Origin of the sequence: Hydrogenophaga sp. Root209 (genome assembly GCF_001428625.1) — a bacterium.
Lineage (GTDB): Bacteria > Pseudomonadota > Gammaproteobacteria > Burkholderiales > Burkholderiaceae_C > Hydrogenophaga.
This window is the reverse complement of record NZ_LMIE01000022.1, coordinates 21,677-41,070: the sequence shown is the minus strand read 5'-3', so window position 1 is coordinate 41,070 and position 19,394 is coordinate 21,677. Positions and strand designations below refer to the sequence as shown.

Here is a 19,394-nt window from a genome sequence, read left to right as displayed (position 1 = left end):
GTGCCATTGAGGGGCTGGTGGTCAAGGTCTCTCCCGCGACAAGTTGCGTTTTCTTTCGGAGAGGGCGACCCGTATCCTTCGGTCCAAACGCAGAACAACGGAGACCAGCGCATGAGCAACAGCACCAAGGAGGCGGGCCTTTCCGCGCCTCACTACCGCTTCTGGCCCAAGCGCCTGCCGCACAGAATCAACTCGCCAGCCACGTCGCTGTGGCACAACCTGGTGGTCAGTGCGCAGCGCTACCCCGACAAGACCGCACTGGTCTTCTTCGACCAGGTGCTGACCTACCGACAGTTGCTGGAACAGGCCGAGCGGCTCGCTGCTCACCTGCGCGCACAGGGTGTGCAAGACGGCGACCGCGTGATCCTGCTCATGCAGAACTGCCCACAGTGGATCGTCGCGCACTTCGCCATCCTGCGGGCCAACGCGGTGGTGGTGCCGGTGAATCCGATGAACCGCTCGGACGAGCTGCAGCACTACATCACCGACCCCGACGCGCGCGTGGCGATTGCCGCGGCCGACCTGGCCGGCGAGTTGATCAAGGCCAATGCCGAGGTGCGCGAGAGTGATCGCCTGCGCCATCTGGTCGTCTCGCACTACAGCGACGCTTTCGGCCCCCGGGCCGACATACCGCCGGCCTGGGCCGAGTGGCTGGGCGCGCGCCACGCTGTGCCCACGCTGCCCGGCGGCACGGTGAGCGACTGGGCCGAGGCCCTGGCCTGCAGCGACACCGCGCCGGCCCACAACCGCGGTCCGGACGATCTCGCCGTGCTGCCCTACACCAGCGGCACCACGGGCCTGCCCAAGGGCTGCATGCACCCGCACCGCACGCTCATGCACAACGCGGTGGCCGTGGGCCTGTGGACCAACAGCACTTCGGAGAACGTGGGACTGCTCGTGGTGCCCATGTTCCACATCACCGGCATGGTGGCCGGCATGCATGCTTCCATCTACAACGGCGCGACCCTGGTGGTGATGCCCCGCTGGGACCGCGAACTCGCCGGCCAGCTGATCTCGCGCTGGCGCGTTACGCACTGGACCAACATCCCCACCATGGTGATCGACCTGCTGGCCAGCCCGCGCTTTGATCAGTATGACCTTTCCAGCCTGGTGCTGGTGGGCGGTGGCGGCGCGGCCATGCCGCAGGCGGTGGCGCAGCGCCTGCTGGAGCAGTACGGGCTTCGCTATTCCGAGGGCTATGGCCTCACCGAGACCGCCGCGCCGTCGCACAACAACCCACCCGACCACCCGAAGCAGCAATGCCTGGGCATTCCGTTCATGAGCACCGAAGCGCGGGTGGTCGACCCGATCACGCTGGAGGACATGCCGCAGGGCGAAGCCGGCGAGATCATCATCTGTGGCCCCGAGGTGTTCGACGGTTACTGGAAACGGCCCGAGGCCACCGAGGCCGCCTTCATCACCATCGATGGCAAACGATTCTTCCGCTCGGGTGACCTCGGCCGCATCGATGAAGACGGCTACTACTTCATCACCGACCGCCTCAAGCGAATGATCAACGCCAGCGGCTTCAAAGTCTGGCCGGCCGAGGTGGAGGTGCTGATGTTCAAGCACCCGGCCATTGCCGAAGCCTGCGTGATCGCCACCACCGACGCCTACCGCGGAGAAAGCGTGAAGGCGCTGGTGGTGCTGCGGGAGTCGCACCGCGAGACCACGAGCGAGCAGGACATCCTGGACTGGTGCCGTGAGCACATGGCGGTCTACAAATGCCCGCGCACCGTGGAGTTCCTCACCGCCTTGCCCAAGAGCGGCAGCGGCAAGGTGATGTGGCGGCTCTTGCAGGAGCAGGAAGCCAGCAAAGCCCGGCCGGCACAATGACGGCATGCCCTCGATTTCTCACGTCTTCCACCGCCTCTGGCAGCCCCGTCGCGGCCTGTTCTGGCTCATGCTGGGGTTCAGCGCACTCTCCAGTTTCATGGTCGGCTTCCTTCAGCTGAGCGATCCGCCCATGGGCATCCGCCTGGTGGTGAGCGTGTTTGCGCTCACCAATTCGCTCATCGGCTGGTGGCTGACCGTGCGCCTGTGGCGCGAGACCGATCCGAACCGGCCGGCCAGCTCCCCTGTCTCGAACGCAGATCGTTGATACATAACGTCACGCGTGTTACAAAGCAGGGCGGAAGCGCGGGAATGCGCACCCCCTGAATGCGTTGTGTTGGTTCATGGCTCAAACAAAAAGATTGCTACCCGATGCGCATCTTCTCCACCATCCTGGACACCGTCACGCAACGCCTTGTGAGCGATCCGGTTCGTCACGATCCCGCAGCGTTGTCCCGCATCCGCCGCGCCATGCTGGAGCTGCTGCCCAACGAACCCAGTTGGGAAGACGAGCGCCTGCGCCACCGCTTGCTGGTGGCGGTGGATCCCAAAAGCCTGTGGTTCATGCGTGTGGAGCTGCACCAGCGCCTGTGTCGCTCCATGGGTGAAGAGGTGGCACTGGAGCGCGTGCAGGCCCTGTGGCCGCTGTTTGAAGACAGCATCGAGCCAGCGTTGCTGGGCAAGCGTCCTGGCCGACGGGGCAACGGTCAACGCGGCGACACACCACCCGGTCGCTGAGCCTCCTCAGGCCGGGTCGCTCACCGTGCCCTGGTAGGCGTGCCAGGTGGCGTGGCCCACCACCGGCCCGATCACGAACAGGCCCGCGAACAGCGGCAGCATCGCCAGGCCCACCAGCAGCGTGATCAGCGCGCCCCACTGCAGCATCACGCCCGGGTTCTGCAGACACGCACGGATGCTGGTGAGTCCCGCCGAGATCGCGTCAACCCGGCGGTCCATGATCATCGGGATCGAGATCACGCTGGTGACAAAGATGAGGGAGGCAAAAAGGCCACCGACCACCGTGTAGGTGATCAGGAAGGACAGGTTCTCAGGGTTGATCAGCTGGGCCAGCAGGTTCGTCGTGGATGGCATGGTGTTGAAGGTCACGGCAAACACCACCAGCGAAGCGCGGCCCCACAGCATCTCCAGGATCAGCAGCACGCCCGCGAAGATCGCCATGCTGCCCTGCGTCGGCCGCCACGCCAGCAGCGAGGCCCGCAGCGACGGACGTTGACCATTCTGCAGTGCGCGGCTGACGTCGTACAGGCCCAGGCAGAGAAACGGGCCCATGAGCAGGAAGCCCGCGCTCAAGGCCAGCACATAGGCCGGTGCGGCGCGAAAGACCGCCAGCAGTGCATGGCCCATGAGGAAAAAACACAGGCCGTAGAACAGGCCGATGCGCGGGCAGCGCACGAAGTCGGCCCAGCCCAGACGAAGCCATTGCAGTGGATCGCCCGCGCGCAGGTCGGTCACGGTCAGGTCGAACACCGACGGGGGCCGTGGTGGTTCGGATGGGCTCTCGGTGGCGGGCGTGGCTTCGGTCATGAAGTCCTCCTCTGTGGCCATCGATTGAACCACCAACCGCAGCGTCAGGCCGTTGCCGAGGTGACGCGGCGCATGTGCAGGGCCAGGGCCGCATCCAGCGACTGCGTGTGCCGGCTGAACCATGCGCCCAGCTCGGCCGCCATCTGGCGAGCCGGCGCCAGGTCCCCGCCCTGCGCTTTGCCCAGGCCTTCACGCAGCAGGTTGAGCACCACGCGGTGTTCCAGGGTGTGTTGATCGGCCGTGGCAAAGGCTTCCCGGCGCATCCAGGCATCCTCGGTGCTGAAATGCGCCACGGCATGCTGCACCAGCGCCTGCCAGGTCTCGACCAGTCGGTCGTCGGGCGCGGCCTGCGCGCTTCCCAGCCGTTCCATGAATTCGCGGTTCATCCCGTCCATGGGTTCAAAGTCCAGCCACAAGGCGGGGGTCCATTTCAAAGCCTGCATGTTTGCCTCCTTGGCCGGGATTCACACGGCCTTCGCGGAGCTTGCGCCCGGTCGGACGACGGCGCTTTGATCCAGCGCATGAAAGCGAGTCAAGCCGCGCGGCCGCGCTTGGCGCCGCCGGTAAACTGCCGCACCATGACCAGCGAATTCCAGCCCCCCTACGTTCCCCTTCCACAGCTCGACGCGTCCCTCAAGGCCACCGGATTCGCACTGCTCAGCGCCGCCAGCGTGGCCGAATGGTTGCCAGCCAGCGCGGATGAACTGCAGGCCCTGCACGCTGGCTGGGACCATCTGCCGGCCGACGCCTACCTGAAGGACGGCGGGCGCTACCGCAGCCGACGCCACAGCTGCTTTGTGGTGGACGGTGAACAGGTGCAGCCGTCGCCGCACCGGGCGCACTGGCAGCCGCTGGAATACAACGCCTTGCACGGTGGCATGCAACGCTGGTTCGAACCCATGGAGCCGGCGGTGGTCGGGCAGCCGGTCTGGAGCCGCCTGCTGATGCGCCTGGGCGAGGTGGCCAGCGCGCTGCGCGGCGAGCAGCCCTGGTTCATGGAGGCGCACCCCTTTCGCATCGACACCACCGACGGCATTGGCCGCCCCACGCCCGAAGGCGCGCACCGCGACGGCGTGGACCTGGTGGCCGTGTTCATGGTGGGCCGCCACGGCATCAAGGGCGGCGAGAGTCGCGTGTTCGAGGCCAACGGCCCGGGCGGCCAGCGCTTCACGCTGCGCGAGCCGTGGTCGCTGTTGCTGCTGGACGATGCGCGCGTGATCCACGAGAGCACGCCCATTCAGCCGCTGGAGGGCGACGCGCTGGGCTGGCGCGACACGCTGGTGGTGACTTGCCGCGCCGGTGGTTTTCAGGGCGACTGAGCTGCGCCCGTGTTGCTGACCCCCGTCGGGATCACCGCCGGATCGCGTTCGGAAAATACAGCGCCGTGAGGCTGCGGCTGTGCACCGGCGAGAAGTCGTCGCCCACCACCGTGGTGCCGCTGCCGTAGCGGCGCCATTCGCGCACCCAGTGCAGGTGGTCGCACACCTCGGCCAGGCCCACGGTCTCGCGGTCGCCGATCAGGATGCCGTGCACGCGCAGGGCCAAGTGCTGTTTGGCGTCACGCAGTTGCGCCAGCGTCTGGTGGGTCACGCCGAACTCGCCATCGCTCACGATCAGCAGGTCGGCTTCTTGCCATTCGGTGGTCTGCACCAGTTGCACAGCGCGCTCCATCGGCGTCTGCACGTCGGTGCCGCCATCGAAGCTCTGACCCATGAGGTCGAGCAGGTGCGACAGGCCCTCGGCGTCCATGGCCATGTCGCGTTCCAGCAGTTCGTCGGGTCCGCCGAAAGCCAGCAGGCGGCAGGCGCGATGGCCCGCGTGCGCGCTGCGCAGGGCTTGCAGCACACAGGCCTTGGCCACGTTCTCCGGTGCGCCGCGCATCGAGCCCGAGGTGTCCAGGCACACGATGAGCGGGCCGCGCCCGGCCTGGGTGACGGCGCGGCGCAGCGCTTGGAGTTCGGGCTGCGGCAGCGGGCGCTGTGACTGTTCGCGCGCACGGTCGTCGTAGGTCAATAGTTGGGCTTCGGCAAAACGCGCACGCCACAGCCGGCGCAGCACCGGGTGGGTGAGGTTGAGGCTTTCGCCACCGGCCATGCGCGCCAGCGTGCGCGAGCGGCGCACGCCGTCCACCGCGGTGGGCTCGGGCCGGCGCTCTTCTTCGTCGGCGGGGTGACGCGCCGCGGGTATCTGATCGCGCGCATCGGGTTGGGTGGTGATGGCCGGCGGGTGCTGTGCATGCTCGCGCCGGCCCACACCGTCGATGAAGCGCGCGAGCTGCGGCAGGCGCTGCAGCAGTTCGCCGATGCGCCGGGCCTCACCCCATTCACGCCGGTTCAGGTGGCCCTGCAGATCGTCCCAGCGCAGGTGCGCCAGATCGCCCAGCGACTGCAGCAGCGAGAGCACCTCGTCCCAGCCCTGGCGCTGCACGTCCCAGCTGTCGCGAAACTCGTTGCGCATGCGCGCGATGGCCTGGTCGCGGGGCTCGTCGGTCGGGCGGTCGATCAGGCTGTCCAGGTGCCACAGCAGGCTTTGCATGACCTGGCGCGTGAGCGGCGCGCTGCCCTGCGTGAGCGTCAGCAGCTCCAGCTCCACGAGCAGGGGCCGCAGCGCCTGCGTGGCGACGTCATCGCCGAAATCGTCGGCTGCGTCGGGCAAGGCGCCGGCCAGGAGTGCATACATCCAGCGAGCCATGTGGGGCAGGCGCTTGCTGGCCTGGCCGCTGCTGCACACCACGGCCGAGCGCCAGAGTTCGCGGGGGAGGGCGTCGAGGTGGTGGTAGGGGGCGCAGGCTGAGTCTGTCGAAGCCATCACGTTTCCCAGCTCACCGGCGCGGGACGATTCGTCAGCGTTTCGTCGACCGGCAGACCTGCGAAGCCGGTGCGCGTGGTCTGCAGCTGTGCCAGCAGCACCACCACACTGGCACAGCGGCCCAGGTGCACGGCTTCGATCTGCGCCAGCCATGAAGGAGGCAGCCAGTCGTGCGAACGCGCGGCGCCCAGCACCGTCTGCGCCGTCTCCGTCAATGCGCCGTGCAGGCTGCGCAAGCGATCCAGCAGTGCATCGGCCTGTACCACGCGGGCCTCGATGTGCACGGGGCTGTAGCGCCGTTGCGCGCGTTCAGTGGTCAGTCGCACCATCTCGCTCTCACTGGCGGTGGGCCCGGCGATGGACCGGGCCAAGGCCACCTTGCCGGCGCTGTCGTCCTGCGCGTCGGTGGGTGCACGGCGCTCGATGTCGAGTTGTTGCTCGAAGGCCATGACCGCGCGCTCCAGGCCGTCCAGAGGGAAGGGTTCGGTCTGCGCCACGCGGTGCATGAAGAAGTCGATCCAGCCCGGTGCATGGGCGGGATCGGCGGCGAGCACACAGGGCAGCACCCACAGGTCCCACAGCCCAACCTCGTGCGCGCCGCGGCTGGTGGCTTGCAGCTTCAGCAGCTCCACCAGTTGGCGCCAGCGTCGGTCGGACACCGGCTGACCGGTCTGCGTGGCGTGCTGGCGCGCCTGCAGCAGAAGCGCGAGCACGGGCTCGCCCAGCGCTGTGTGGGGTGCCTGGTCGCGCAGGGCCTTGAGCCGCTCGTGGTTGATCAGCGCCTCGGGCGGCGGTGCTTCCGGGGTGAGGACGCTGGTTTGCAGCAGCGCGGCGAAGTGCGCTTCGTCCACCGGCAGCACCGGCACGCGCAGCAGGAAGCGGTCGTAAAAGGCGAGCAGGCTGTCGTCCTGCGGCTGCTCGTTGCTCGCGCCCACCAAGCACACCAGCGGCACCGGCAGGCGCTGGCTGCCGTTGTCGAACTGGCGTTCGTGCAACAGACCCAGCAGGGTGTTGAGGATGGCCGAGTTGGCCTTGAAGACTTCGTCGAGAAAAGCCACCTCGGCGCTGGGCAGGTAGCCCTCGGTCAGGCGTTCGTAGCGGTCGTCTTCGAGTGCGCGCAGCGAGAGCGGGCCGAAGAGTTCTTCGGGCACGGTGAAGCGCGTGAGCAGGCGCTCGAAGTAGTGCGCGCCCGGCAACAGACGCTGCAGCCGCCGCGCGAGCTCGCTCTTGGCGGTGCCCGGCGGGCCGAGCAGCAGCACATGTTCACCCGCGAGCGCGGCGAGCAGCAGCGCGCGTGCGGCCACGTCGCGCTGCAGCAGGCCGCGTTCGAGTTCGGCCAGGGCGGGCGCCCAGCGCGACATGCTTCAGACCCTTTCGAAAATCGCCGCGATGCCTTGCCCACCACCGATGCACATGGTCACCAGCGCGTAGCGGCCCTGCACACGGTGCAACTCGTGGATGGCCTTGACCGTGATCAGCGCGCCGGTGGCGCCGATGGGGTGGCCCAGCGAAATGCCCGAACCGTTGGGGTTGACCTTGGCCGGGTCCAGTCCGAGATCGCGCGTGACGGCGCAGGCCTGCGCGGCGAAGGCTTCGTTGGCCTCGATCACGTCCAGGTCCTTCACCGTCAGGCCAGCCTTCTCCAGCGCGATCTTCGTGGCCGGCACCGGGCCTATGCCCATGTACTTCGGGTCCACACCGGCGTGCGCGTACGACACCAGCCGCGCCAGCGGCTTGGCGCCGCGTGCCTTGGCCGCACCGGCCTCCATCAGCACCACGGCCGCGGCCGCGTCGTTGAGGCCCGAGGCATTGCCGGCGGTCACGGTGCCGTTTTCTTTCAGGAACACCGGCTTGAGCTTGGCCAGATCGTCCATCGTGCAGTCGGGGCGGAAGTGTTCGTCGGTCGCCCAGGACACATCGCCCTTCTTGCTCTTGAGCACCACCGGCACGATCTGGTCCTTGAAGCGGCCTTCCACGGTGGCGCGTTGCGCGCGGTTGTGGCTTTCAACCGCCAGCTTGTCCTGGTCGTCGCGGGTGATGCCCCACTTGGCCGCGATGTTCTCGGCCGTCACACCCATGTGGATGGTGTGGAAGGGGTCGTGCAGCGCGCCGACCATCATGTCCACCATCTTGGTGTCGCCCATGCGGGCGCCCCAGCGCATGTTGAGGCTGGCAAACGGTGCGCGGCTCATGTTTTCCGCACCCCCGCCGATGGCCACGTCGGCGTCGCCGAGCAGAATGCTCTGCGAGGCCGAGACGATGGCCTGCAGGCCCGAGCCGCACAGCCGGTTGACGTTGAAGGCGGGCGTGCCCTCGGCACAACCGCCGTTGATGGCGGCCACGCGCGAGAGGTACATGTCCTTCGGCTCGGTGTTGACGACATGGCCAAACACCACGTGGCCCACGTCCTTGCCGTCCACGCCGGCGCGGGCTAGCGACTCACGCACGACCAGCGCGCCGAGTTCGGTGGGGGCCTGGTCCTTCAGGCTGCCGCCAAAGGTGCCAATGGCGGTGCGCACGGCGCTGACGACAACAACTTCTCTGCTCATGGGGGTCTCCTGGTGGTTTGGGCAGCCGCTATCGTAGCCCTCGCACCAGCGCCCACATTGACCTGCGTCAGAACGTCTGGCGGGCGAGCACGCGCAAGCGGTTGGCGTGGCTGCCCTGGGAGCCTGGGCGCGTCACGAAGACTTCGCCCATGGTCAGAAACTCGCCGGTGAGGGCGGAGATGTTGATCTGGTGCGTGACCAGCATCAGGTTGCGCGGTGCCTGCCAACCCTCCACCGCGGCCAGCACCGCGCGGGTCTGCTCGTCCTGGCCGCCACCGAAGAACGAATTGATCGGTGGCCAAACGGTGTTCTGCTTGAAGGCCAGCATGGCGGTGTCCACACAGCGGCACCAGACGCTGGAGCGCACCTGGTCGAGCTTGACGCGTTCGCGCGTGAAAGCCGCGCCCACGCGCCGCGCCTGTTCGCGCCCGACTTCGCTCAGGTTGCGCTGGGTGCCGCACTCACCCAGCTTGAAGTTGGGTGGGTCGCCGACACCGGGTTCGGTTTGCGCGTGGCGCATGAGCACCACGCAGCCGCCTTCGCGCAGCAGGGTCCAGAAGCCTGGGGCCTGGGCGCGGGCGGGCAGGGCGAGCCCGACGGCGGTCGAGAGCGCAAATTCACGTCGGTTCATGAGGGACTCCTGCTGGCTGGATGGCTCAGCCGCGCACATCCGCCACCGGCTGTTCGCCGAAATCCGCGCGGTCCAGAAAGGCGAGCACGCGGGCTGCGGCATCCACAGGCGATGTGAGCTGGCCCTGGCGCTGGAGTTCCACGAAGCGGCTGCGGTCAGGAAAGGCTTCGGGGTCGCCCGCGCGCAACTGAACCTGCATGTCGGTGTCGATCACGCCGGGCGCCAGAGAGACCAGGCGCGCCCCGTGCTCGCGCTGCGCTTCGTCGAGCGCGCTGCAGCGAGTGAAGTGGTCCATGCCGGCCTTGGCGGCGCAGTAGGGTGCTTGCGCGGCCATGGCGCTGCGCCCCAGACCCGAGGAGATGTTGAGCACCTTGCGCGGCCCGCGCCAGCCGCCCTGCACCCAGGCGGTGGTGGCACGCAGAAAGGCGGCGGTGAGCTGCATGGGGGCTTCCAGCCCCACGCGCAGCGCATTGGCCAGGTCGTCGGGCGGGCAGTGGTCCAGCGGGCCGATGCGCGGGATCACCCCGGCGTTGTTGATCAGCGTGGCGCTGGCCCAGGCGCTCGCGGGCTGGCTCTCCAGAAACGCTTGCAGCCGGTTGGCGGCCGCCGTGGTGTCGGCGAGGTCTTGTGACCATTGGGTGAGCGTGGCACCGAGGGTCCTGGCTTCTGCGGTCAGGTCGTCGTTGACCTGGCGCGAGATGCACAACAGGTGGCGCGTGGGGCCGAGCAGCTGGCGGGCCATGGCCAGGCCCATGCCGCGCGAGGCGCCGGTGAGGATGGTGAGGTGTTGTGGCGTCATGGTGTGTTCAGAAGGGGCAGGGGCTGTGGAATTCGATGGTCTGGCCATCCAGGGGGTGCGGCAGCGAAAGCCAGTGGGCGTGCAGCAGCAGGCGGTTGGCCATGGCGTGTTGGTCGGGCGCAGCGTACAACGCATCTCCAACCATGGGGTGTCCAAGGGCTTGCAGGTGCACGCGCAGCTGGTGGGTGCGACCGGTCACGGGTTCAAGTTCGAGCCGTGTGGTGCCGGGGACTGTGTGGCCCGGTGCGATGCGCCAGCGGGTGATGCTGGGTTTGCCCTGTTCGTGATCCACCTTCTGCATCGGGCGGTTGGACCAGTCGGCCATGAGCGGCAGGTTGATGGTGTTCCAGCCGTTGTCCGGTTGGGTGTTGACCAGTTCACCAGCCACCACGGCGGTGTAGCGCTTGTGCACGCGGCGTTCTTCAAACGCCAGGCTCAGCGTGCGTTGGGCTTCGATGCCTCTGGCCATCACGACGAGGCCGGAGGTGGCCATGTCGAGCCGGTGAACCACGAGTGCGTCGGGCCAGCGGGCCTGGGCGCGGGTGCTCAGGCAGTCCTGTTTGTCGGGGCCTCGGCCTGGGACGGCGAGCAAGCCTTCTGGTTTTTCCAGCACGAGGAAGTGTGGGTCTTCGTGGATGGTTTGGAGATTGTTCACCTGCACCTCGCGGGCTCGCGGACGCACGGCGCTCTGCTCCGCGAATGTCCTCCGGACCGGCTGCGCCGGTCCTCCCCCTTGCCTCGTTGGTGTGCGGACGATTGCGCGCCAGCATCACTTCAGGCTCGCGGACGCACGGCGCTCTGCGCAGCGAAATCAAGGAGGAGGGGCGGCGCAGCCGACCCGGGGGACATTCGCGGAGCCGGGCACCGCGATCGCCGATGACCGGACCAACCGGAGAGAAACAAGAAGCCATAGGAAAGCATTGTCCGATGCAAAGGACAATACCCCCCATGCTCTTGTTGGCCCCCATGGAAGGTTTGCTCGACGCCACCCTGCGCGATGTGCTCACGCGCACCGGTGGCATTGACCGTTGCGTGAGCGAATTCATCCGCGTCACCGACATGCTCCTGCCCGAGCGCGTCTTCGTGCGCGTGGTGCCCGAGCTGCTCCATGGTGGTCGTACCCGCGCGGGCGTGCCGGTGCGCGCGCAACTGCTCGGCTCCGATCCGACCTGCCTCGCTGAGAACGCCGCGCGACTCGCCGGCCTGGGGCCGCACGGCATCGACCTCAACTTCGGCTGCCCCGCCAAGACCGTCAACCAGAGCCGCGGTGGCGCCGTGCTGCTCGACGAGCCCGAACTCATCGGCCGCATCGTGGCCGCCGTGCGCCGCGCCGTGCCGGCGCACGTGCCGGTGTCGGCCAAGATGCGCCTGGGTTTCAACGACGATACGCGCGCCGAAGAGTGCGCGCATGCGATTGCCGAGGCCGGCGCCGATGAACTCGTGATCCATGCGCGCACCAAGGCCCACGGCTACCGACCACCCGCCTACTGGGACCGGCTGGCCGAGGTGCGCCAGTCGCTGCCTTCTCACCTGCGCCTGCCGGTGATCGCCAATGGCGAGATCTGGACCGTGGCCGACGCGGTTCGCTGCCGCGAAGTGACCGGCTGCGAACACCTCATGATCGGTCGCGGCATGGTGACCGACCCCGGTCTGGCGCTGGCCATCAAGGGGCAGGGCGGCGTGGCTTGGGAGGTGCTGCCGCCGTTGCTTCAGGTGTTCTGGCAACAGGTGAGCGCGCGCGTGGAGCGCCGCCACCGCGCCGGGCGTCTCAAGCAGTGGCTCAACTACCTGCGCAAGCGTTACCCCGAAGCGCAGCAGGCCTACGACGACCTGCGCCTCTTCAACGAAACCGCGCACATCGAAGCCTGGCTGCAGCGACAAACAGAGCAGCAAGCCTGCCCTGCTTGAAGCCGCTCAGTCCCAGACCGGCGCCAGACCTTCGGGGTTGACCATGCGCCCGCCCTTGTCCAGCGCCGCGATGCGCGCCATCTGATCGTCGCTCAGACGCAACCGGGTGGAGAGCAGGTTGCTCTGCAGGTTCTCGCGTTTCGTTGACGAAGGAATGACCGCGTGGCCCAGCTGCATGGCCCAGGCCAGCACCACCTGCGCTGCGGTGGCGCCCAACTCCCGGGCGATGTCCTTGACCACCGGGTCCTTCAGCACCTGACCGTAGGCCAGCGTCATGTATGAGGTGGTGTGGATGCCCTGGCTGTGTGCGAACGTCACCAGCTTGCGGTTCTGCAAATAGGGATGCAGCTCGATCTGGTTCGTGGCGATTTCGCTGGCGCCCACCGCGCTGATCGCCTCGCGCAGCAAGGCGATGTTGAAGTTCGACACGCCGATCAGGCGCGTGAGGCCTTGCGCCTTCGCCTCGGCCAGCGCGCCCATGAACTCGGCCACCGGCACCGCGCCACCGGGCGAGGGCCAGTGGATGAGCGTGAGGTCCACGTGGTCCGTGCGCAGCTTCACCAGGCTGTCCTTGAGGCTGGCCACGAGCTTGTCGCCCGCCAGGTTGTCGGTCCAGATCTTGGTGGTGATGAACAACTCGGCGCGCGGCACGCCGCTCTCGGCGATGGCCTGGCCGACCTCGGCCTCGTTGCCGTAGATCTGCGCGGTGTCGATCAGGCGGTAGCCCAGGTCGAGGCCGTTCCTGACCGAGTCGATCACGACCTGGTCCTTGAGCCGGAAGGTGCCCAGGCCGAAGGCGGGGATGGGGTGGGTCATGGTTTCTTTCGTTGTGAAAAGAGAGGTTGCATCAGTGGCCCACAGGTACCGGACCGTGGCCGCGCACCGGGAGCCCGCTGCGGCGGTCCAACACGCCGCTGAGCTGGGTAAGGGCCAGCGACACCAGCACCACCAGCGCGCCGATCCAGGGCGTGTGGATCAGCCCGAGGTGCGTGACGATCAGGCCACCGGCCCAGGCGGCGCCGGCAATGCCGAGGTTGAACGCCGCGATGTTCAACCCCGAAGCCACGTCCACCGCATCGGGCGCCACGCGCTCGGCCTGCTTCACAACATACACCTGCAGGCCCGGCACGTTGCCAAAGGCCACGGCGCCCCACAGCAGCACGGTGCCCACCGCCAGCCAGGGGTGGGGTGCGGTGAACTGCAGCAGCAGCAACACGGCGGCGAGCAGCGCGAAGATGATGCGCAGCGCCGGGATGGGACCGAGCCGGTCGGCCAGACGCCCACCCCAGAGGTTGCCCACGGCCACCGAGATGCCGTAGACCAGCATCACCCAGCCCACCGCACTGGCTTGCAGGCCCGAAACCTCGGTGAGGATGGAGGCCAGGTAGGTGAAGGGAATGAAGGTGCCGCCGTAGCCGATGGCGGTGGTCGCGTACACCAGCAGCAGGCGCGGCTGACCCAGCACCCGGGCCTGCTGCAACAGCGAGGCCGGTGGCTTGTGGGCAATGTTGCGCGGCACGAAGAGCGCGCTGCCGACGAAGGCGATCACCCCGAGTGCCGAGACGGCCAGGAAGGTCTCGCGCCAGCCGAAATGCTGGCCGATGAAGGTGCCCAGCGGCACGCCCGTGACGAGCGCGACCGTGAGGCCGGTGAACATGACGGCGATGGCGCTGGCCGCTTTCTCGCGCGGCACCAGGCCGGTGGCGATGGTCGAGCCAATGGAGAAGAAGACGCCGTGGGCCAGACCCGTGAGGATGCGCGCCGCCACCAGCGATTCGTAGGTGGGCGCCAGCCAGGCCAGCAGGTTGCCGGCGGTGAACAGCGCCATCAGCGCCAACAGCAAGCGCTTGCGCGGCAGGCGGCCGGTCAGCGCCGTGAGCACCGGCGCACCGATGGCAACGCCCAGCGCGTAGAGGCTGACCAGCAGGCCGGCGGAGGGCAGACTGATGGCCAGGTCCGCCGCCACCGTGGGCAGCAGGCCGACGATCACGAACTCGGTCGTGCCGATGGCGAATGCGCTGAGCGTCAGCGCGAGCAAGGCAATGGGCATGGAACAACTCCTGAAGATGAGGAGTTGGAGTCTGGGCGTAATTGATTTGCAGAAAAATGGGGTTTTGAGCCAAAGATACTTGCTGTGAAATCAACAATGGAGGACAGTCACCACCCATGAAAACCACTCTGGAAGAGCTGCAGGCCTTTGCCGCCGTGGTGGATGGTGGCTCGATCACCGCCGCCGCCGACCATCTGGGCCAGACCGTCTCGGGCATCAGCCGGGCGCTGGGACGGCTGGAGAAAAAGCTCGACACCACGCTGCTGCGCCGCACCACCCGTCGCACCGAACTCACCGAGGAAGGCCAGGCCTTCCTGCTGCGCACGCGCGCGATCCTGGCGGCCATCGACGACGCCGAAGAGCACATGGCCGCGCGCCGCCAGCGACCGGCTGGGCGCCTGCGGGTGAACGCCGCCACGCCGTTCATGCTGCACGCCATCGTGCCGCTGGTGGCGGCGTTTCGCCGGGCCTACCCGCAAATCACGCTCGAACTCGACACCGACGAGCTCAACATCGACCTGCTCGAGCGCCGCACCGACGTGGCGATCCGCATCGGCGCGCTGCGCGACTCCACCCTGCACGCCCGCGCGCTGTGCACCAGCCGCATCCGGGTGCTGGCCAGCCCGGACTACCTGGCCGCGCATGGCCGCCCGAAGAGCGTGGCCGACCTCGCCCGGCACAGCCTGCTGGGTTTCACCCAGCCCGAGTCGCTCAACCGCTGGCCGCTGCGCGGCACCCATGGCGACGAATGGCCGGTGGTGCCCGACATCACCGCTTCCAGCGGCGAGACGCTGCGCCAGCTCGCGCTGCAGGGCCTGGGCATCGCCTGCCTGTCCGACTTCATGACCAGCACCGACCGCGAGCGCGGCGATCTGGTGCAGGTGCTGGTGAAAGACACGGTGGATGTGCGCCAGCCGATCAGCGCCGTGTACTACCGCAACACGCAGCTGGCGGCCCGCATCGCGTGCTTCCTGGATTTCCTGCAAGAGCGCATGGGCTGAGTGCCATGCCCCGTCTCGCCCGGGCTCACGGCACCTGGGCGCCAGCAGAAATGGCGCAGCCGTGTTAACTTCCGCCCCCGGACCTGCAACACGACCCCTGTATGACTTCTCTGAATCACCGGCTAGACGCTCTCACGAACGAGCGCCTGCGCGGCATGCGCCGTGGCCTTGAAAAAGAGAGCCTTCGTGCCCAGCCCGACGGCCGGCTGGCCCTCACGCCGCACCCGGCGGCCCTGGGCAGCGCGCTGACGCACCCGCACATCACCACCGACTACAGCGAATCGCAGCTTGAGCTCATCACAGGGGTGCACGAATCGGTTGAATCGTGCCTGGCCGAGCTCACCGAGGTCCACCAATACACCGTGCGCAGCTTGCACGCGCTGGGCAACGAGATGATGTGGGCCTCCAGCATGCCCTGCGGCCTGCCCACCGACGAGACCATTCCGCTGGGCCTCTACGGCTCGTCCAATGTGGGCCGTGCCAAGAGCGTCTACCGCATGGGTCTGGGTCATCGCTATGGCCGGCGCATGCAGACCATCTCGGGCATTCACTACAACTGGTCGCTGCCCGGCGTGACCAGCGACGAGTATTTCGCCACCATCCGCAATTTCCGCCGCCACGCCTTCCTGCTGCTCACGCTGTTCGGTGCGTCGCCGGCGGTGTGTTCGTCGTTTGTCGAAGGCCGCGAGCACGAGCTGCAGAAGCTCAGTGATCGCACGCTCTACATGCCGCACGGCACCTCGCTGCGCATGGGGCGTCTGGGCTATCAGAGCGAGGCGCAGGCCACGCTGGCGGTGAGCTACAACGGCCTTGAGGGTTACGCCGCCTCGCTGCACGACGCGCTCACGCGCCCCTGGCCGGCGTATGAGGCGGTGGGCATCCGCAACCCGGGGGGTGACTACAACCAGCTCGCCACCACGCTGCTGCAGATCGAAAACGAGTTCTACGGCACCATCCGACCCAAGCGCGTGATCTACCCGGGCGAGCGCCCGCTGCACGCGCTGCGCGAGCGAGGTGTGGAGTACATCGAGGTCCGCCTGATGGATCTCAACCCGTTCGAGCCCATCGGCATCGGTGCCTCCACGCTGCGTTTCCTCGATGTGTTCCTGCTGCACTGCCTGTTGTCCGACAGCCCGCCAGACACACCGGCCGAGATCCGCGAACTCGCGCACAACCAGCATCTCACCGCCGCGCGCGGGCGTGAGTCGGGCCTGAACCTCATGCGCGAAGGCCAGGCGGTGCCGCTCATGCAATGGGCCAACGAGATCCTGGCCGAGCTCATGCCCATCGCCGAGTCGCTCGACCAGGCGCAAGGGAGCATCGAACACGCCAGCGCCGTGGCGCTGGCCATCGCCCACCTCCAGTCGCCCGAGCTGCTGCCCTCGGCCCGTGTGCTGCAGGCCATGCACGCGCACCACGACGATTCGTTCGTGGGCTTTGCGCGTGCGCAGTCGCTGGTTTCGCATCAGCACCTGCTCTCGCTCGAATGGAGCGCCAAACAGCAGGCCCGCTTCGAGGCCATGGCGGCCAAGTCGGTCGAAGACCAGCGCGCGATCGAAGCGGCGGACACCATGCCGTTCGAGATCTACCGGCAGGAGTACACCTCTGCGGCTCGCCTCGGTCGGCCCCAGGTGCAGCCCACGGCCGCCGTGATCGCGTGATGGCCGGAGCAGCGTCATGCTGCTCACGACACCTCAAAACCCGCACGCCCGGGTGGTGAATGCGCATTCGGCGCAGGTCGCGTCTATCCTGCACGTTTTGCACAGGAGCCGCCATGACCCGACTGACCGCCGCGGACTTTGACCAGGAACTGCTGATCCTGTTTGACGCCTACGTGCACGGCGACCTGGACCGCCGGGGTTTTCTGGACCGCGCGAGCAAGTTTGCCGTGGGTGGCATGACAGCCGCCGGCTTGCTGGCCGCGCTCAGCCCCAACTTTGCGGCGGCGCAGATGGTGCCCAAGGACGATGCGCGCCTGAAAACCGAGATGGTGGACGTGCCTTCACCCGCGGGCCATGGCACCGTCAAGGCCTATGTGGCCAAGCCGGCCAATGCCACTGGCAGGTTGCCCAGCGTGCTCGTCATCCATGAAAACCGGGGGCTGAATCCGCACATCGAAGACATCACCCGCCGCCTCGCGCTCGACGGCTACCTGGCCCTGGCACCCGATGCGCTCACGCCGCTGGGGGGTTACCCCGGCGACGAAGACAAGGCACGCACGTTGTTTGCCACGCTCGACCAGGCCAAGACCGGGCAAGACATGCTGGCCGCCGCAGCCACGCTCAAAGCCCGTGCGGACAGCAATGGCCGTGTGGGCGTGGTGGGGTTTTGTTATGGCGGGGGCATCGCCCACATGCTGGCGACACAGATCCCCGATCTGGCCGCGGTCGTGCCGTTCTACGGCAACCACCCGCCGGTGGCAGATGCCGCGAAAGTGAAGGCGCCGCTGCTGATCCATTTCGCCGCTGTCGACGAACGCATCAACGCCACCTGGCCCGCCTACGAAGCCGCATTGAAAGCCGCCGGTGTGCGCTACACGGCCCACCAGTACCCGGGCACGCAGCACGGCTTCAACAACGACACCACGCCGCGTTTCGATGCGCCTGCCGCCAAACTGGCCTGGGATCGCACCATGGCGTTTTTCAAGCAGAACTTGAACGCGTGAGAGCGTGGCGGGGGTGCTTCAAGCCTCGCCGCCAAAACGCTTGATGAGGTTGTCGATGTATTTTTCGACGAGTTTCTCGAATTCGCCCTCGACCACCGGCGCCACCACCATCTTCATCAACCCGGGCAGCGGCACCTCGATCTCGCCTTGAATGGCCAGCGCCAAACCGGTGGACTTCTTGTTGTCCACGATCTTCCAGTTGCCCCCCACCTGCGCGTTGCCGATGCCCTTGACCGGTGTCCACTTCACCGTGCCCTTGGCCTTGTCATTCACGTATTTGCTGGCGTAGATGGTCTGTATGTTCACCTGCGCGGTGCCGACCTTCTCCATCTCCCACTGGTAGACACCGCCGCCCAGGTCGGTGAGCTTCTCGACTTTGGGGAAATGGCTGACCGATTCAGGCACGTTGGAGAGCACCTCGAACACCTCGGCCGCGGGGGCCTTGACGTCGAATTCGTAGCCCAGATCGATTTTCACGGTGATGGCCATGGGGCTCCTCAAGGGGTTGTTGTGGTGGAAATTCATTGTAGGGACGCGGTTCGCAAGCGGCCCCCGGGGGTTACACCAAGGCACAATCCCCGGTCCCCGTCTTTCTTCCAGACCCATTTCCCGACCTTCCCCCATGAGCATCCAGTGGTTCCCCGGGCACATGCACCTCACGCGCAAGGCCATCACCGAGCGGGTGAAGGACATCGACGTCGTGATCGAGATGCTCGACGCGCGCCTGCCGGGGTCCAGCGCCAACCCGTTGCTGGCCGAGCTCACGGCCGGGCGGCCCGCGCTCAAGGTGGTCAACAAGCAGGACATGGCCGACCCCGAGCGCACCGCGCTCTGGCTCGCGCACTACAACGCCCAACCCAACACCCGCGCCATTTCGCTTGACGCCAGCATCACCGCGCCAGCGCGCGCCATCATCGCGTCGTGCTTCGAGCTCGCGCCCCTGCGCGGCGGCATGGTCAAGCCCATGCGGGTGCTGATCTGCGGCATCCCCAACGTGGGCAAGAGCACGCTGATCAACACCTTCATGGGCAAGCGCGCGGCCAAGACCGGCGACGAGGCCGGCATCACCCGCACCGAGCAGCGCATCGCGCTGGCCGACGACTTCTACCTCTTCGACACCCCCGGCATGCTGTGGCCGCGCATTGTGGTGCCAGAGAGCGGCTACAACCTCGCCGCCAGCGGCGCGGTGGGCCGCAATGCCTACGACGACCAGGAGGTGGCGCTGGAGCTGCTGTCCAAACTCAAGGTCACCTACGGTGCACAGCTCGAAGCCCGCTACAAGCTCGGCCTGCCTCTGGACACCGTGGCCGGCCTGCCCGACGAGGAACTGATGGCCGCCATCGCGCGCAAACGCGGCGCGATCGGCTCGGGCGGCACCATCAACTGGCAAAAGGCATCCGAACTGCTGATCGCCGATTTCCGCAGCGGCGTGCTCGGGCGCATCACGCTGGAGACGCCCGAACAGTTTCTGGCCTGGCTGGCCGCTGGCCAGCAGGCCGACGCCGAGCGCCAGAGCAAGAAGAAGGAACGCGCCAACAAACCGCGCAAGCCGGACCGGCGCTGAGTTGCCGGCGGCGTTGATCCGCGTCAAGGCCCGCTGGGCGG

At 67.5% G+C, this 19,394-nt stretch carries 20 protein-coding genes; 9 read left to right on the top strand and 11 right to left on the bottom strand.

Annotation, left to right across the window (positions count from 1 at the left end; all coding sequences use genetic code 11):
* Nucleotides 1-111 precede the first annotated feature (111 nt).
* The 3 genes from ASE11_RS11730 (at nucleotide 112) to ASE11_RS11720 (ending at nucleotide 2,571) form a co-directional block, all read left to right on the top strand.
* On the top strand, nucleotides 112-1,836 hold the full coding sequence (locus ASE11_RS11730; RefSeq protein ID WP_056271142.1) for a long-chain fatty acid--CoA ligase: 1,725 nt from the start codon (nucleotides 112-114) through the stop codon (nucleotides 1,834-1,836).
* Between the two features lie 4 nt (nucleotides 1,837-1,840).
* Nucleotides 1,841-2,101, top strand: a complete 261-nt coding sequence (locus tag ASE11_RS11725; protein ID WP_056271137.1) for a hypothetical protein — start codon at nucleotides 1,841-1,843, stop codon at nucleotides 2,099-2,101.
* Nucleotides 2,102-2,205: 104 nt separating this feature from the next.
* Nucleotides 2,206-2,571 carry a hypothetical protein gene (locus ASE11_RS11720; protein ID WP_056271134.1) on the top strand — a complete coding sequence of 122 codons (366 nt, stop codon included), beginning with the start codon at nucleotides 2,206-2,208 and terminating at the stop codon, nucleotides 2,569-2,571.
* A 6-nt stretch (nucleotides 2,572-2,577) separates the two neighbouring features.
* On the opposite strand, the gene ASE11_RS11715 is transcribed toward ASE11_RS11720, so the two are convergent.
* Complete coding sequence (locus tag ASE11_RS11715) at nucleotides 2,578-3,378, bottom strand: DUF2189 domain-containing protein (protein WP_056272163.1); 801 nt, start codon at nucleotides 3,376-3,378, stop codon at nucleotides 2,578-2,580.
* A 44-nt stretch (nucleotides 3,379-3,422) separates the two neighbouring features.
* Complete coding sequence (locus ASE11_RS11710; RefSeq protein ID WP_156406331.1) at nucleotides 3,423-3,821, bottom strand: bacteriohemerythrin; 399 nt, start codon at nucleotides 3,819-3,821, stop codon at nucleotides 3,423-3,425.
* Nucleotides 3,822-3,956: 135 nt separating this feature from the next.
* On the opposite strand from ASE11_RS11710, the gene ASE11_RS11705 reads away from it, so the two are divergent.
* Nucleotides 3,957-4,697: a 2OG-Fe dioxygenase family protein gene (locus ASE11_RS11705; protein ID WP_056272157.1), complete on the top strand. Its 741-nt coding sequence runs from the start codon at nucleotides 3,957-3,959 to the stop codon at nucleotides 4,695-4,697.
* 31 nt (nucleotides 4,698-4,728) lie between these two features.
* On the opposite strand, the gene ASE11_RS11700 is transcribed toward ASE11_RS11705, so the two are convergent.
* The 6 genes from ASE11_RS11700 to ASE11_RS11675 all read right to left on the bottom strand — a co-directional run bounded on the left by ASE11_RS11700 (nucleotide 4,729) and on the right by ASE11_RS11675 (nucleotide 10,826).
* Nucleotides 4,729-6,186 (bottom strand): VWA domain-containing protein, encoded by a 1,458-nt coding sequence (locus ASE11_RS11700; protein ID WP_056271126.1) that lies wholly within the window; start codon nucleotides 6,184-6,186, stop codon nucleotides 4,729-4,731.
* Complete coding sequence (locus ASE11_RS11695; protein WP_056271122.1) at nucleotides 6,186-7,547, bottom strand: AAA family ATPase; 1,362 nt, start codon at nucleotides 7,545-7,547, stop codon at nucleotides 6,186-6,188. Before ASE11_RS11695 ends, ASE11_RS11700 begins: the two co-directional genes overlap by 1 nt.
* Before the next feature lie 3 nt (nucleotides 7,548-7,550).
* Nucleotides 7,551-8,735 (bottom strand): beta-ketothiolase BktB, encoded by a 1,185-nt coding sequence (gene bktB, locus ASE11_RS11690; RefSeq protein WP_056271119.1) that lies wholly within the window; start codon nucleotides 8,733-8,735, stop codon nucleotides 7,551-7,553.
* A gap of 67 nt (nucleotides 8,736-8,802) precedes the next feature.
* Nucleotides 8,803-9,366 (bottom strand): histidine phosphatase family protein, encoded by a 564-nt coding sequence (locus ASE11_RS11685; RefSeq protein WP_156406330.1) that lies wholly within the window; start codon nucleotides 9,364-9,366, stop codon nucleotides 8,803-8,805.
* A gap of 25 nt (nucleotides 9,367-9,391) precedes the next feature.
* Nucleotides 9,392-10,165, bottom strand: a complete 774-nt coding sequence (locus ASE11_RS11680) for an SDR family NAD(P)-dependent oxidoreductase (RefSeq protein WP_056271112.1) — start codon at nucleotides 10,163-10,165, stop codon at nucleotides 9,392-9,394.
* Nucleotides 10,166-10,172: 7 nt separating this feature from the next.
* Nucleotides 10,173-10,826 (bottom strand): RluA family pseudouridine synthase, encoded by a 654-nt coding sequence (locus ASE11_RS11675; RefSeq protein WP_414842453.1) that lies wholly within the window; start codon nucleotides 10,824-10,826, stop codon nucleotides 10,173-10,175.
* 287 nt (nucleotides 10,827-11,113) lie between these two features.
* Here ASE11_RS11675 and ASE11_RS11670 point away from each other — a divergent pair, with 287 nt between their 5' ends.
* Nucleotides 11,114-12,073 carry a tRNA dihydrouridine synthase gene (locus ASE11_RS11670; RefSeq protein ID WP_082585690.1) on the top strand — a complete coding sequence of 320 codons (960 nt, stop codon included), beginning with the start codon at nucleotides 11,114-11,116 and terminating at the stop codon, nucleotides 12,071-12,073.
* 6 nt (nucleotides 12,074-12,079) lie between these two features.
* Here ASE11_RS11670 and dkgB read toward each other — a convergent pair whose 3' ends face one another.
* Together dkgB and ASE11_RS11660 are read right to left on the bottom strand one after the other, a co-directional pair.
* Complete coding sequence (gene dkgB / locus ASE11_RS11665; RefSeq protein ID WP_056271101.1) at nucleotides 12,080-12,889, bottom strand: 2,5-didehydrogluconate reductase DkgB; 810 nt, start codon at nucleotides 12,887-12,889, stop codon at nucleotides 12,080-12,082.
* A gap of 31 nt (nucleotides 12,890-12,920) precedes the next feature.
* Entirely contained in the window at nucleotides 12,921-14,123 is a 1,203-nt protein-coding gene (locus ASE11_RS11660) for an MFS transporter (RefSeq protein ID WP_056271097.1), read from the bottom strand.
* 116 nt (nucleotides 14,124-14,239) lie between these two features.
* Here ASE11_RS11660 and ASE11_RS11655 point away from each other — a divergent pair, with 116 nt between their 5' ends.
* The 3 genes from ASE11_RS11655 (at nucleotide 14,240) to ASE11_RS11645 (ending at nucleotide 17,789) form a co-directional block, all read left to right on the top strand.
* Entirely contained in the window at nucleotides 14,240-15,124 is an 885-nt protein-coding gene (locus tag ASE11_RS11655) for a LysR family transcriptional regulator (protein WP_056271092.1), read from the top strand.
* Nucleotides 15,125-15,225: 101 nt separating this feature from the next.
* The gene (gshA, locus tag ASE11_RS11650) at nucleotides 15,226-16,785 is read left to right on the top strand and encodes a glutamate--cysteine ligase (protein WP_056271087.1); all 1,560 of its coding nucleotides are present in this window, start codon (nucleotides 15,226-15,228) and stop codon (nucleotides 16,783-16,785) included.
* Nucleotides 16,786-16,898: 113 nt separating this feature from the next.
* Nucleotides 16,899-17,789, top strand: coding sequence for a dienelactone hydrolase family protein (locus ASE11_RS11645; RefSeq protein WP_056271084.1), 891 nt, complete (start codon nucleotides 16,899-16,901; stop codon nucleotides 17,787-17,789).
* A gap of 18 nt (nucleotides 17,790-17,807) precedes the next feature.
* On the opposite strand, the gene ASE11_RS11640 is transcribed toward ASE11_RS11645, so the two are convergent.
* Entirely contained in the window at nucleotides 17,808-18,278 is a 471-nt protein-coding gene (locus tag ASE11_RS11640; protein ID WP_056271080.1) for an SRPBCC family protein, read from the bottom strand.
* Between the two features lie 133 nt (nucleotides 18,279-18,411).
* Between ASE11_RS11640 and ylqF the strand changes: the two genes are divergently transcribed.
* The gene (gene ylqF / locus ASE11_RS11635) at nucleotides 18,412-19,353 is read left to right on the top strand and encodes a ribosome biogenesis GTPase YlqF (protein WP_056271077.1); all 942 of its coding nucleotides are present in this window, start codon (nucleotides 18,412-18,414) and stop codon (nucleotides 19,351-19,353) included.
* Nucleotides 19,354-19,394: the final 41 nt, after the last annotated feature.